Source organism: Bradyrhizobium sp. P2_E8, assembly GCF_056403875.1.
Window position 1 is genome coordinate 1 of the sequence record NZ_JBFUES010000074.1, and the last position, 14,039, is coordinate 14,039.

The following is a 14,039-nucleotide window of genomic DNA, read 5'->3' on the forward strand; positions in this document are numbered from 1 at the left end:
CCAAGAAGCCTAGCCGTCTCACTGCCCCTGACGCGAAGTTAACAACCTGCATGCATCTCCTCCATTTGCCGTTTGGTTTACCAAATGCTATATTGGTTTGACCAATAGACGAGTGCTTAGTGTTGATCAAGAAGATTCGCCCACCAGGCGGCTACTTTTAGCCTGGATATTCGCATTTGGTGACCAATATTAGCATTGGTTATAACCAGACGGGAGGAGGAGACGTTGCTAGTGAGGCCAAAAATCGGAGTAATCGATGCCCATCATCACATCTGGCGCATGGGGGATGTCCCCTGGCTGATGGGAGAAGCGAGGCCCCGGATATTCGGATCTTACGATGCGATCAGGCGGGATTACCTGATCAGCGAATTCAAGCGAGACAGCTCTGTGTTCAATGTCACAGGCTCAATCTACGTTCAGGCAAATTGGGCACCATCGCGCGCATTGGAGGAAGCGCGCTGGGTGGATAGCGTGGCGGACGGGCACGGTTTACCGCACGGCATCATCGCATTCGCGGACCTGAGATCCACCTTCTTGTCCGACCTCATCGACGAGTACAGAAGCATCTCGCGGGTAGTCGGAGTTCGACATCAGATTCACTGGCACAAGAATTCCAACTACGCCTATGTGCCCATCCCCGACATGTATGATCAGGCTGATTGGCGACACGGCCTGAGGATATTGAGCGAGCGAGGATACCCGTTCGACCTTCAGGTGTTTCCAAGTCAGTTGCGGGGAGCCGCACGACTGATCCGTGAGTTTCCGTCGACCACATTTATTCTCAATCACGCCGGCATGCTCGATTCCACCGAACGGGACTACGTCGCGATGTGGGAAGAYGGACTGAACGAAATTGCGCTTAACCCCAACGCATTTTGCAAGCTGACGGGTCTCGGCACGTTCGCGCGGTCATCTTCAGCCGCGCTCTACAGACCAATCGTAGCGACCGCTCTGCGCCTCTTCGGTGCCAGACGCTGCATTTTCGGCAGCAATTTCCCCGTCGAGGGAATGTGGGTCTCATACGGCGATTTTTGCGAGCACATGCTCGAAGCGCTGGGGCCCATCACAGAAGCCGAACGCTCGGCCATTTTTCGAGAGGCCGCCATGGCCGCCTACTCCATTCGACTCCCTGACTGAAATCGCCACGAGCTATGGAGCGTCCAAAATGAACCTTCGCTTGCGTCTCAAAGAGCCCGAGCTCTTCCTGACGATGTTTTCGATCATTCCCTCTCTAGAAATCGTCGAAATGGCCGCCATAGCCGGCATGGACGGAATCATACTTGATACCGAACACAGCAGCTATGGGACCGAATCGCTTCCCGCCCTGATAAGTGCGGCGCGGGGGCGCAATATTTACCCTATAGTCAGAGTGCGTCAAAACGAGAGCTCGCTAATCGCTGCGGCTCTAGATGCAGGCGCTGCCGGCGTACTCGTGCCACAAGTCAGTTCGGTGGAGGACGCAAAATCTGCCATTAGAGCGGCGCGTTTTGCGCCGCATGGAACGCGGGGCGCGAATCCATGGGTACGCGCGGCCGATTACGGCGGCAGCAAGCAGTGGTTCGAGACTGCCAACGAACAGATTGCCATTCTACTGCTGGTAGAAGGGCTCGATGGCGTTCGTTCCCTCAACGACATCTTGTCCCTACCCGACCTAGACCTGATCTTTCTCGGGCCAGTCGATCTCTCGCATGCATTGGGGGTTCCAGGCGAAGTGGAGCATCCGACTGTGCAAGCCACGATATCAGATGCCATGCACATCGCTGCCAAGAGAGGCATCCGCACCGGCGTCTTCACCCCCTACCCAGCGAAAGCGCGAGAATGGTCCGAGAGGGGCATCGGATTTGTAGCCGTCGGGATAGACACGATGTTTGTACGGTCTGCATTCGAGCGGGTTGTGCAGGAGGTGCGCACGAGGGTCAACATTGCAGAGCGCATTTCGCGCTAAGCCATTGACTTATCCGTCGGTTTGTCGGATGCGTAGAACTGTGAGCATGTGCGAAGCGGTGCTTAACGAAGCCAAATTGCCGGTCCGTGCCAGACATGAACGAACCTCGTGTGGACCAGATATCCCTGGAGTTAACAGAACTCATTGTGGCGGGCGGGCTTAAGCCGAATGCGCGCCTGCCAACAGAGCGTGAACTCGCGGATCGATATCAGACCACACGGGCGAGCGTTCGCAAGGCACTCGATATGTTGCAGCGTGACGGGCGAATCGTTCGCAACGTCGGGCGTGGCACTTTCGTAGCGCCAACCGTTCAGCCATTCTTCCCGGACACAGCGCTTCGCGACGTCAGCCCCGCCGATCTCTCAGTCGCCAGGGCTCTCATTGAACCGAGCGTTGCTGAGCACGCCGCCCTGCATGCGAGTGCATCTGAGCTAGATGAAATTGAAAGGTCAATGTTGAATTGCGAGAAGGCCGCCGACATACGCGAGTTTGATTTCTGGGACGGCAAGCTTCACGAAGCAATCGCATCAAGCGCGCACAACGCCTTTGTCGAGCTTGTCTATGGTGCGATCTTGCAGGTTCGCCAGTCTGCCGAATGGAACAAAGTCAAGATTTTTGCGGTGACACCGGAACGACGCAAAAAGACCGAGGCAGATCACCGCAGGATTGTCGAAGCGATCAAGGATCGAAATGGCCGTCTTGCCCGTGACGCCATGCGAGATCATCTTGAGCATATTGGGCAGTATATATCGCAGCGGGATTGATTCCAAACGCCACCAGCCGTCAACTTCGTACGTTGATCAATCCCCAGCCGGCCGCTCCGGGACCAGAAAATACACCAGCGGGATCAGCGCCGCGCAGCACGCGGCGCCCGTCAGCACCACCGGCTTCCAGCCGCCCCATTCGACGAGGCTTGCCAGGCCCGGCATGAAGATGAGCGTGCCGGTGGCGGTGCTCGCGGTCAAAAGTCCAATGACTAAGCCGCGATTGGTGGTGAACCAGCGATTGACAATAGTGGCGCCGAGCACGTTGGCGACCGCGCCGGAGCCGATGCCGGAGAGCAGGCCCCAGGTCAGGAACAATTGCCACGGCGCGATCATGAAATAGCTCGCAGCCGTCGAGGCCGACATCAGCGCCAGCGCGCCCAGCACGGTGCGGCGGATGCCGAAGCGCTGCATCACGGCGGCGGCGAACGGGGCCGCGAGGCCATACAGGAAGATGCCGACCGCGGCCGAGGACGAAATCACGCTCACATCCCAGCCGAACGCTTTTTGCAGCGGTAGCATCAGCACGCCAGGCGTTGAGCGCAGTCCGGCTGCGGCGAGCAGCGTCAGGAAGATCACGGCGACGACCACGAAGGCGTCGTTCGGGCCGAACGGCCGTCTGGAAACGGACGTGGATTGAACGGAAGCTTGGTGCATGTTACTTACCGGTACGTATTGCGATGYGGTATGTACGTACCGGTAAGTAACATTGTCAAGTCCAAGCTCATGCCGAAGATCGGACGAAGCCAGATGCCGAAAAAAGCCGAAAGGCCCTTAGCCGCGCCTCTCCGTGCCGCCGACCGGATTCGCGCCTCCGCAAGCGAGCTGTTCTACCGCGAGGGCATTCGCGCCGTCGGCGTCGACGAGGTGGTGGACCGGGCCGGTGTGACCAAGCCGAGCCTCTATCGCAGCTTCGCCTCCAAGGACGATCTCGCCGCCGCGTACTTGCGCGACTACGATCTGAAGTTCTGGGAAAATTTTGAACGCCCCGATGGCAAAACCTACGGCAATGCGCGTGATCATGTGCTCGCTTATATCGGCCAGCTCTCGTCGCGGGCCGTCGCCAGCGGTTATCGCGGCTGCGGCCTCAGCAACGCCGCAGTCGAATATCCCTCGCGCGATAATCCCGCGCGCCATGTCGCCGAGGCGCACAAGAAGGTTTTCCGCAAGCGCCTGCGTGAACTCGCAGCCGGCATGGGCGCGCGCCAACCGAACGTGCTCGGCGACGCCTTGCTGCTGCTGATCGAAGGCATCTACGTCACCGGCCAGCAATCGGAGGACGGCCCGGCGCAGTCGGCGCTTGCGGCGGCGAAGCTGCTGATCGATGCGAGTGTGAAAGGGGTTGAGGGCGGGCTCTGAGCGTGCCTGAGTCGTCAGCCCCTGCGACCGCCCATCAACGTCGAAGGCCGAGCGCAGGCTCGATCGGACCAAATCTTTGCCGAACTAGTCGCGATCATGTAACCGGGCCGCTGGCTTCAAGAGACCAGGGCCGCGAGCGGCCAGTCTTCGCGGCATCGCTGCTAGAGATCGGCGCGAACTTCGAGATTATCCCAGCCTCTCTTCACGATGCAAATGTGTAGGATAGCCGCCGTGGCCGATCGGCCTCGAGAATCTTCAGTCTCGGTGGTGATGCCGTTCTTAACGAGAGCCCAGGGCGAAGCAGTTCTCCAGTCGCTTCGCGGTTCTGCGCCAAAAAAAATAGAGTTTCGAGAGATCGTTCGACGCCAGGGCCTGCCGCAGTTTCTCAGGTGTAGTCTCGATGAAGGTCACGTAGACAAACTCCGGCTCGCCCATCTCGCTTCTCCAGTTTGTGACTCAAGCCTCCCGATTCGAGACTCCAGCTCTTGTTCAGAGTGCCATAGTCAGCCCGCGCTTTCGGCTCGGCTCGCCGGCTGCCGTTAGGCGCTGCCAATTCAAATCGGCATTTAGGTCTACTCCAGTTGCGGCTGCGATTGCTCGCTGTAAACGGGCTTTTAGAAACGCAGAATGAAACCATGCGCGATCACCTGCAATATTCACCGGGCTCAGTACGATAGCGGCCGTTTCCTGCTCTACGAGCTTTACAAAGATTGTAGTGCTTGCGATGCGCATCTTTCGCGGGAGCCAATCAAGCGCTTTGATTGCGGGGATTCCAGCCGCTGCTTATCGCTCCCCGCGCATCTGCCGGACAACAGGGCATCGAGATCCGCAAGGGCGATTTCGTCATCGCTCGCACCGCCCATCAAGAACGCCGCCGCCTATCAAAATCGCAGGTGGGCCATCTCGGCGGATCCACCAGAAACTACCCCAGCATGTGAGAGTTACTCCTGGTCAGGCGGCCATTCTTCAATGCTAGATTCAATGTCATCCACCTGCCGCAATCGGAACGCGTCCGCGCGAAGGATCGCCTCAACATCCACGTCCTTTGTTCGGGTGGCGAGGGTCCACCTGCTATCCCATTGCACCCCAGCTCGCTCTTCCCCGTACGTGGGACGATGTCGCTATTGTGCTGCGAACCGACTTTCGTCCCTTTGCGGTCGCCTACGGAGCAGGCGATTGGGCCAAGACCCATAGTAGAAGCAGCTACGTCGACGAGTTCATCTCGGTCTCGTGAATATCGTTGGGCGGAAGTCGAGGCCTGTGATGTCGCGCCTCGCTACTTAGGTCGCGCCGAGAGCCGGATGAAGGGTCGATGTGACCTCGCGGCCGGAGGCGACGGAGCGGATGCGCACCTTCATGTCCAATTTCGTGGCGCAGCGACCGTGGACGAAGTGGTTTTGACGGCGCTTGCGGTCCTGTTAAAACAGCGATCCAGAGCGTCTTCGCTATCGCATTCGCGCCATGCTGCGGTGGTCGCCCTCTCTGCTGGGGAGGGGCGACGGAAGCCTGATCGTTTTCTAAGAGGGTACCTATAACTTGACCGTTGCACTTCCCGCCGACGTGCTGAGAGCTTGCTGGGGCGAATGCCTGCGAGCAGGTCGCACAGGGGCTCCTTCTCGATGAACGATTGCATTCGGCTAAGGCGCAATTGGGTGTTCTCGAGCTACTTGTCGGCCGACGCTGATGGTTGCAACGAGGGCTTCGGACATACCTCTCGCAAACCTAGGAGACGACCTCCAGAGCCGACGACGACATCTTACGATCGCATGGCCATGATCCAAGGAAGATGTGGACGGTGTCACGGATCAGGCTGTTCTTGTCGACGTGAGGATCAAGCCCATATGCGTGCTTCCTCACCCCGTAGTAGAAAATGCTGCCCTGGAGCGCCCACGCGATCTCGAGATAGCGAGCTTCATTGCTCGAATCGAAGACCACCTCGCGAGCGAAACAGGCCTCGATTGCGATGCGCCGTATGACCCGTTCTTCGACGAGCCTTATGTACGAACTCGTGATCCCGACGTTCTTAAGTCCCGCGAACAGATACATCCGCATCCAACCGCGGTTCATGATGACGTCTGTGTAGCTGATATAGAATTCAATTAGTCGATCTTCGATGGATTGCGTCCTATCGACCAAAAGCTCGTCCCAGTGGTCGCTCCACACGTCCAGGAACACGCTACGGTACACTTCGTCGATCAGCTCCTCCTTGCCCTTGAAGTACTTGTACATGAGAGGCTGCGTCGTCCCCAAGTGTCCCGCCAGCTCGCGCGTCGTAGCGCTGAAGCCTGACTCCGCAAAGAATTCGGCAGCCTTCTTTACGATCAATCGGCGGCGTTCTTCGAATGGAAGGCGGGTGGTAGTTCGCGACGAGCGGGATGGCGCGCGCATCCGCTTCGCGGCCGGCTTTTGCCCTTTTGACTTTCGGGCAAGCGGCTTTTGTTTGTCGTCCTTCTTCATCGTCTTTGCCTGCAGCATCCGCTCGCCGGCGATCGGAGCGCGGAACATCGAATTTAGCTTTTATACCCATGCGGTTACGCCAGTGCAATTAATCCGCAAGATTCGATGCAAATCGTTATCAGAGGATAACCATGGATATTAGCATTTATCCCCACAGTTTTAGCTTGAATAATCATGCCGATGTCGCGTAGGTTATCAATCGATAACATACATCAGGGAGAAGCATCGTGATACTGGACAGGGCAGGCATTTTGGAGGCTGCGGACAAGATTTCGAATTGGGGCAGGTGGGGAGCGGACGACCAGATCGGCACCCTCAACAATGTCACTCCAACCGATATCGTGGACGCCGGGCAACTGATCCGTAAGGGCAAGGTCTTCTCCCTCGGGCTGTCATTGAAGGAGCCCATTCAGTCGGGCCTATTCGGAGGCCGATGGAATCCAATCCATACGATGCTTGCGACGGGCACTGATGCGAAGCTCGGAAATCAGGACGAACCGTTTCCTTACCTGCGGTATGCGGACGATGCGATCAATATGCCGTGCCAGGCGTCAACGCAGTGGGATGCGCTTTGTCACGTCTTCCTCGACGATAAAATGTATAATGGATACGACGCTTCTCTCGTCGACGTGAGAGGGGCGAAAAAGCTCGGCATCGAGCATGTCCGCGACAAGATGGTCGGCCGCGGCGTCCTTCTGGATGTCGCCCGCTTCAAAGGCGTGGATTACTTGGATGATGGCTACGCGATCACGTCCGAAGATCTGACGCGCTGCGCTGAAGCACAGAAGATGGCGATCAGGAAAGGCGACTTCGTGATCGTCCGCACCGGTCACCAGGAGCGCTGCCTCGCCAAAAAGGATTGGTCGGGCTACGCCGGCGGGAACGCGCCGGGATTCGGTTTCGAGACTTGTTTCTGGCTCCGTGAGAAGGACGTGGCCGCGATCTGCTCGGATACTTGGGGCTGCGAGGTGCGCCCCAACGAGACCACGGAAGCCAATCAGCCGTGGCACTGGGTCGTGATTCCCGCGATGGGAATCTCGATGGGTGAGATCTTCTATCTGAAGGAGCTGGCCGAGGATTGCGCGCAGGACAAGGTCTACGAGTTCTTCTTTTGCGCGCCTCCGCTGCACCTTCCTGGCGGGGCAGGCTCTCCGATCAATCCTCAAGCCATCAAGTAACGCGGGAGATCGACATGGCTGAATATCTCAAGGGTGGCCGCGACGCGGCACTCCGGGCCGAGGATGCGGCCAAGGTCCGCGCGTCGGTAGAGGAAATTCTTGYCGACATCGAAAAACGCGGCGACGCTGCAGTCAGGGAGCTCTCCTCCAAATTCGATGGCTGGGATCGGGGCGACTATCGCCTTACGGAGGCGGAGATCAAGTCGTGCCTCGATCAGCTTTCCAAGCGGGATATCGACGACATCAAGTTCGCCCAGGAGCAGGTCCGCAACTTCGCGCGGCACCAGAGGGAATCGATGCACGACGTCGAGGTCGAAACCCTTCCTGGCGTGGTTCTCGGACACAAGAACCTACCGGTCAACTCGGTCGGCTGCTACGTTCCCGGAGGCAAATATCCTCTGCTGGCCTCAGCCCATATGTCGGTCATCACTGCCAAGGTCGCCGGCGTGAGCCGGATCGTGACGTGCGCGCCGCCGTATAAGGGACGACCCGCACCCGCCATCGTGGCGGCTCAGCACCTTGCCGGCGCCGACGAGATCTACTGTCTCGGCGGCATCCAGGCCGTCGGCGCGATGGCGATTGGCACGGCGTCCATAGCCCCGGTCGATATGCTCGTCGGCCCCGGCAATGCTTTCGTGGCGGAAGCGAAGAGGCAACTCTTCGGTCGGGTCGGCATCGATCTCTTCGCGGGGCCGACTGAGACCTTGGTCATTGCGGACGACACCGTCGATGGCGAGTTGTGTGCGACTGACCTGCTGGGACAGGCGGAACATGGGCCGAATTCTCCGGCCATCCTGCTCACCACATCACTTAAGCTCGCGCAGGATACGATGAGTGAGATAGGCAGGTTGCTCCGGATCCTGCCGACTGCCGATGTCGCATCCAAGGCCTGGGAGGAATACGGCGAGGTTATCCTGTGTGAAAGCGACGAGGAGATGGTCGCCGAAGCCGATCGGATCGCCTCGGAGCACGTCCAGGTCATGACGAGAGATCCCGACTACTTCCTCAAGCGCATGACAAACTMTGGCGCCCTTTTTCTTGGACCGCGCACCAACGTGGCGTACGGGGACAAGGTGATCGGAACGAATCATACTCTCCCGACACTTAAGGCCGCCCGCCATACCGGCGGCCTCTGGGTCGGTAAGTTCATGAAGACGGTGACGTTCCAACGGGTCACGACCGACGCGGCCTCCGCTATGATCGGCGAATACTGCTCGCGCCTGTGCATGCTTGAGGGCTTCGTCGGGCATGCCGAGCAGGCCAACGTGCGCGTTCGCCGCTACGGCGGCCGGAACGTCCCTTATGGCCGGGCTGCCGAGTAACCGTCAGGCAAATCGAGGTGCCGGCGGTCAGCCCGCCGGTCCTTCGAATCAATTGCGCAATAACTTGTTCGCCGCCCAAGGGGCGGGGAGGAATGCGTTATGCTGTCTGCTCTCGATCAACGCTCGGATCTGACGTTCAATCAGAAGAAACTGATATTTGCTGGCGCATTCGGACTGGTCCTCGAGTTTCTGGACTACTTCCTGATCGGCTTCGTCCTGACTTTCGTTTCGAAGCCATGGAAGCTGACGTTCGGAGCATCCTCGATAATTCTGCTGTCGTCCGGACTAGGTGCGATGGCGGGAGCTGCGTTCTTCGGATGGCTCGCTGACCGGATCGGCCGCCGACGCGTATTCCTGACCACGCTCGCCCTGTTTTCGCTGGGTACCGGTGCCTTGGTTTCCACGCCCGATAGCGTCGAATACGGTTGGATCTATCTCACTCTGTTCCGCTTGCTCATCGGTTTCCGCGCGGGGGGCCTCTATTGCGTCGATCTGCCTTTGATCCAGGAATTCGTTCCGGCCTCTCGAAGAGGACAGGTGAGCGGCCTTGTCACGGCAGCCGTTCCGTTCGGCTTCTTGCTCGGCTCCGCGATGGTCGCGTTCGTTGCTCCCACGGTCGGCTGGCGTGGCCTTATGGGTGTCTGCGTCGGCCTTGGCGCAGCGACGCTCCTCCTGCGCGTCTGGATACCGGAATCCCCGAGATGGCTACTGCGCAATAGTCGAACGTCAGAAGCCCGGAACTCCATCGCGTGGGCAATCGAGGTCGACCCGTCCGAGTTGCCTTCGACCATCGACAGCGCACCCGAGAATAAACCTGGATTCGGCGCACTGCTCAAATATCCGCGCAGCGTGGCGCTGTCCTTCATATCAAACGTTGGGATGCAGACTGGCTATTACGGCCTCACATTGTGGGCGCCGACGCTGCTCGTGCAGACCCTCCACGTGCCGCCTGCCTCCGCCGCCTTCTACATGATCTTCGTGACCAGCGGCGCCTTGCTTGGGCGAGTCGGTTTCTCTATTCTTTCGGAAAAAATTGGACGGCGCCCCGCGGGACTGATCTCCACCTTCGGCGCGGCGGCGATGCTGCTGGCCGCGGCTCTGTTCGGCGATGCGCTGGCTTCCGTCTTGGTGGCTTTCGTCGGACTTCTGGCGCTCACCTTCCTGTTCGGCGAAGGGGGCTTTGCCGTCGTCGGTCCGTATTCGGCCGAAGTCTGGCCTACAGCGCTCAGAGCGACTGGGATGGGTGCGGCGTACGGTTTCGGTGGCTTCGGGAAGGTGATCGGCCCGATGGGCTTGGCGTTCATCGTCGGCGCGTCGTCGGATGTAGCTCCCGCATCGTCCGGCATCTCGTTTTCCACCGCGTTCGTCTACTTCGCCTGCTGGTACGCGTTGGCGGGCCTGACCTTCGCGGTTTTCGGAATCGAAACAAGGGGGCGCACAATTGAGGATCTCGAGTGGGAGCTGCAGGCGCTCAGCTCGATGTCATCAGAACCCGCTCCTGTTTCCCCTGCGAGCGTGCGAGGACCAGGCTCATGATACCTCTGCCACAGACACCCTCGTTCCGGCTCGATGGCAGGCGCGCCCTGGTCACCGGCGCTGGCCGGGGCATCGGCGAGGCGGCCGCCGTCGCCTTAGCGACGGCGGGAGCGCACGTCACGCTTGCGGCCCGCACCGGCGACGAGCTTGACGTTCTCTGCGGAAGGTTGCGCGAGCAGGGCCTGTCTGCCGATACGATGATTCTGGATGTCTTGGACGTCGAGCAGGCGTGTCGGCGGATAGGATCCAGCGAGCCTTTCGACATTCTAGTCAACAACGCCGGCACCAATCGTCCGATGCCCATGGTAGCCGTGACCGTCGATGATTTCGACGCCGTCATGGATCTCAACGTGCGGGCGGCATTCTTTGTCGTACAGACGGTCGCCAAAAGGCTCATGGAGGCGAACCGCTCCGGTTCGATCATCAACATGTCCTCGCAGATGGGGCACGTCGGAGGCGCGCGGCGCTCCATCTACTGTGCGAGCAAATGGGCCATCGAGGGGTTCTCGCGTTCGGCCGCCGTCGAGTTCGCTTCCCATGGCATTCGGGTCAACACGCTTTGCCCGACGTTCATCGAGACCCCGCTGACCAGGCCCTTTTTCGAAGACCCTGAATTCAAGGCCAACGTCCTTTCCAGGATTAAGCTGGGACGCGTGGGCACGGTCGAGGATCTGATGGGGGCAATCGTGTTTCTCGCCTCCGACGCGTCTGCACTGATGACGGGCTCATCACTGATCGTCGACGGTGGATGGACGGCGGATTAGTCCGCGATGCGACCGAAAGGTTAACAGACCGGATCGACGCCCCGGACCACACCCTTCGTGACAAGCTTTATGGGCGTGCGGTACGGGCCTGCAAGACGCGGGCGCTGTTGCCACATTGATGATCGATGCGGATTCGGGCGGCGTCGATATCCACGACGCGTTCCGTCTTGAGCCGTACATCGACCATTGAGCCTCGGGCCAAGTGACAACGTGTGGCCTTCGCCTTCGGAGGGCGACGCTCTATCCAGCTGAGCTATGGGTGCTTACGGCTTACGCAATGCTTACGCGGATTTCACCTGTGAGTGGAGACAACTGTTACGATACGTGTCGTTGACGTTTTTCATCTTGACGATCGCGGCGTTCATTCAGGGCAGGCATATTACGACACGCTTAAAACAATCGCGTGGCTTGAGCCAAGCGTTACGCGACCGCGCGAACCTTTCTTTATCGCTTCCACATAGCTGCGGGTTGTGGGACGCCGCCGGACCCCAGGCGCCAAGGCGCTTGCGGTCTGCTTTAGCCGGTTCGCCTCTACGTGTGCGCTTTATCGACCGCCGGGAGATGCGCCCATGTCCATCCCCGATGCCACTTCAATCTTCCTCCGCCAAAATTCGATTGGCGAGCAATAGCTGTCGAACGGCTGGAGGGGGGGTCTGCTTCCGCCAAGCGAGCCAGAAATTGACCGTGTGGGTCCACCATGACAAGGATTTGAATATGACGCCGGGGACTTCGGCGCGAGTGGCGCTCGCAGGGACGAAGCCTCGCCCCACGCCTGCCTCGACCAGCCCCAGCATCGCCGAAAGCTGGGATACTTCGTAACGGATTTCGGGTCGAAAGCCGGCGCTGGCGCATCGTTGGGCAAACCGCACCTGCCAGTTGGCGTCTTCTTCCCTAGGCACCACGACCCACGCCGCCCCGTCCAAATCAATCGGACGAATCTGCCGTTTTGCCGCCAGCGTATCGTCCACCGGAAGTGCTAGCAGTAGGCGATCTGCTAGCAGCTTGTGAATCACGATGTCATCGCATTGAGAGTGTGGCGTGTAAACGATCCCGGCATCGATCACTCCTTCCGCGAGCGCCTTCAGCTGCCTCTCGGTATTGAGCGGTACGAGTTCTACAGCGAGCGAGGGACAGCGCGCGCGGAGCTCCCGCAGATGGTGCGAAAGGAGGCCCCCTTGCATGGCCCCATCAACGTATCCAACCCGGATGCGACCCTGCTCTCCCGACGAAAGCGATAGGGCCCGCTGCTTGAAACCACTAACTCGAGTGAGGATCGCCTTTGCGTCATCCAACAGCACTGCGCCGACCGCCGTCAAGGTCAACCGCTGCTTCTCTCTTCGGAATAGGTCGACACCTAGCTCACTTTCGAACTCACGAATGGCCCTGCTCAGTGGCGGTTGCGACACGCGCAAGTGCTGAGCTGCCCTGGTCACAAGCTCGTTCTCCGCAACCGCGACGAAATACCTCAAATGGCGCAGATCCATTCCATACCTCTTTGATCTTAACTTATACAAAGAAAGTCCTTTTCGGTATAGCACGCCTCGCCTAACGGTTGTCGCGAAATTTGGCAAAGGGAGACCCTTGTGAAGGCCATTGTGTTCGATCAGGCCGGCGCGGCCGAAGAAGTGCTCCACTATAGGGAGGTGCCAAAACCTGTGTGCGGCCCTCGGCAGGTTCTATTGCGTGTTACCGCTCGTGTGATCCAGCCGGCCGACTGGCTGTTTATCGCCGGCAAATACGGCACGAAGCCTGTCTATCCGCAGGTTGCCGGATACGACGGCTCCGGCATCGTCGAACAAATCGGCACCGAAGTCCTTGAAATCGAGATTGGGTCTCGCGTGGCATTTCGCAGCCCCGGTGCATGGGCAGAATACGCCGCCATTCCGGTCGAACACGTGCATATTGTGCCAACTGAGCTTTCCGGCAGTCTAACCGACGAGGTGGTTTGTCAGTTTCCGCTCAACCCGCTCACCGCCTGGGGCCTATTGGACTTAGCTCCGGCGTTGCCCAGCCATCGCCTTCTGCTGACCGCCGGTCGCTCCGCAGTTGCCGCCGTCGCCGATCATTTGGCACGCACACGAGGTATGACTGTCGAACGGCTCGTGCGCGAGGGGGCAGGCTACCGCCTTCTTGACCCTGAAAATGGAGTTGTCGGGCTCGGTGCCAGCGTTGCTGAGGCCCTGAGCAAAGTGGAGCCCTTTCATCTAGTGCTCGACCCGGTCGGCGGCCCCGATACGACGGCCCTTATCGAACGGATTGCGCCCGGAGGGACGCTGTTCTCCTACGGAGTTCTGGATGACCGGCCCGTGGAAGTTAAGGCCTCGACCCTTCTGTACAAGTCCCTGCGGTGGCAGGGATTCGCAATCAGCGCCTGGCAGCGCAACGGCACCCGGGAGACCCTCGCCAAGGCAGCGCGAGAATGTTGGACTCTGCTTGCCGAACATCCAGGCAAGCTTCCCATCGTCGCCCGCTTCGGGCTGAAGGAGTTCGGCGCCGCAATCGAGCGCGCGGCGAAGTCTGCCGGCGAAGGCAAGGTTGTGCTGGTCTGAATGCGAGAGCACCTCATGTCGACCTCATCTGCAGACGTCGCCCGCGGCAGTTCCGTCCTCGCCGGCCGAATTCGAACAAATTATCATGAGAGTGGCGCGGGCGAGCCGGTAATCCTGCTACACGGTTCTGGCACCGGGGTATCGGCCTATGCCAACTGGCACCGC

General features: G+C 59.4%; 12 protein-coding genes and 1 pseudogene. 9 read left to right on the top strand and 4 right to left on the bottom strand.

Annotated elements, in window-relative coordinates:
- The first annotated feature begins 231 nt into the window (after positions 1–231).
- From AC1D00_RS06565 to AC1D00_RS06575, 3 genes are all read left to right on the top strand, one after another.
- Positions 232–1,137, top strand: a complete 906-nt coding sequence (locus tag AC1D00_RS06565; protein WP_477010097.1) for an amidohydrolase family protein — start codon at positions 232–234, stop codon at positions 1,135–1,137.
- Between the two features lie 28 nt (positions 1,138–1,165).
- Positions 1,166–1,945, top strand: coding sequence for an HpcH/HpaI aldolase family protein (locus AC1D00_RS06570; protein WP_477010098.1), 780 nt, complete (start codon positions 1,166–1,168; stop codon positions 1,943–1,945).
- Positions 1,946–2,055: 110 nt separating this feature from the next.
- Positions 2,056–2,709 carry a FadR/GntR family transcriptional regulator gene (locus AC1D00_RS06575; RefSeq protein ID WP_477010099.1) on the top strand — a complete coding sequence of 218 codons (654 nt, stop codon included), beginning with the start codon at positions 2,056–2,058 and terminating at the stop codon, positions 2,707–2,709.
- Between the two features lie 45 nt (positions 2,710–2,754).
- Here AC1D00_RS06575 and AC1D00_RS06580 read toward each other — a convergent pair.
- Positions 2,755–3,366 (bottom strand): annotated as a pseudogene (locus tag AC1D00_RS06580) (MFS transporter); the annotation flags it as partial.
- Positions 3,367–3,459: 93 nt separating this feature from the next.
- Here AC1D00_RS06580 and AC1D00_RS06585 point away from each other — a divergent pair.
- Positions 3,460–4,068 (top strand): TetR/AcrR family transcriptional regulator, encoded by a 609-nt coding sequence (locus AC1D00_RS06585; protein WP_477010108.1) that lies wholly within the window; start codon positions 3,460–3,462, stop codon positions 4,066–4,068.
- A 279-nt stretch (positions 4,069–4,347) separates the two neighbouring features.
- Here the strand turns inward: AC1D00_RS06585 and AC1D00_RS06590 are convergent, their stop codons facing one another.
- Together AC1D00_RS06590 and AC1D00_RS06595 are read right to left on the bottom strand one after the other, a co-directional pair.
- Positions 4,348–4,503 carry a hypothetical protein gene (locus tag AC1D00_RS06590; protein ID WP_477010100.1) on the bottom strand — a complete coding sequence of 52 codons (156 nt, stop codon included), beginning with the start codon at positions 4,501–4,503 and terminating at the stop codon, positions 4,348–4,350.
- A 1,287-nt stretch (positions 4,504–5,790) separates the two neighbouring features.
- Entirely contained in the window at positions 5,791–6,573 is a 783-nt protein-coding gene (locus tag AC1D00_RS06595) for a TetR/AcrR family transcriptional regulator (protein WP_477010101.1), read from the bottom strand.
- Between the two features lie 179 nt (positions 6,574–6,752).
- On the opposite strand from AC1D00_RS06595, the gene AC1D00_RS06600 reads away from it, so the two are divergent.
- The 4 genes from AC1D00_RS06600 (at position 6,753) to AC1D00_RS06615 (ending at position 11,325) form a co-directional block, all read left to right on the top strand.
- Positions 6,753–7,703 (top strand): cyclase family protein, encoded by a 951-nt coding sequence (locus AC1D00_RS06600; protein ID WP_477010102.1) that lies wholly within the window; start codon positions 6,753–6,755, stop codon positions 7,701–7,703.
- A gap of 14 nt (positions 7,704–7,717) precedes the next feature.
- Entirely contained in the window at positions 7,718–9,025 is a 1,308-nt protein-coding gene (gene hisD, locus AC1D00_RS06605) for a histidinol dehydrogenase (protein ID WP_477010103.1), read from the top strand.
- A 99-nt stretch (positions 9,026–9,124) separates the two neighbouring features.
- On the top strand, positions 9,125–10,561 hold the full coding sequence (locus AC1D00_RS06610) for an MFS transporter (protein ID WP_477010104.1): 1,437 nt from the start codon (positions 9,125–9,127) through the stop codon (positions 10,559–10,561).
- A complete protein-coding gene (locus AC1D00_RS06615) occupies positions 10,558–11,325 on the top strand; it encodes an SDR family NAD(P)-dependent oxidoreductase (protein ID WP_477010105.1) in 768 nt (255 codons plus the stop codon). The genes AC1D00_RS06610 and AC1D00_RS06615 overlap by 4 nt, the downstream gene beginning before the upstream one ends.
- A 590-nt stretch (positions 11,326–11,915) precedes the next feature.
- On the opposite strand, the gene AC1D00_RS06620 is transcribed toward AC1D00_RS06615, so the two are convergent.
- Positions 11,916–12,809 carry a LysR family transcriptional regulator gene (locus AC1D00_RS06620; RefSeq protein ID WP_477010106.1) on the bottom strand — a complete coding sequence of 298 codons (894 nt, stop codon included), beginning with the start codon at positions 12,807–12,809 and terminating at the stop codon, positions 11,916–11,918.
- Positions 12,810–12,908: 99 nt separating this feature from the next.
- On the opposite strand from AC1D00_RS06620, the gene AC1D00_RS06625 reads away from it, so the two are divergent.
- Positions 12,909–13,874, top strand: coding sequence for a quinone oxidoreductase family protein (locus tag AC1D00_RS06625; RefSeq protein WP_477010107.1), 966 nt, complete (start codon positions 12,909–12,911; stop codon positions 13,872–13,874).
- Positions 13,875–14,039: the final 165 nt, after the last annotated feature.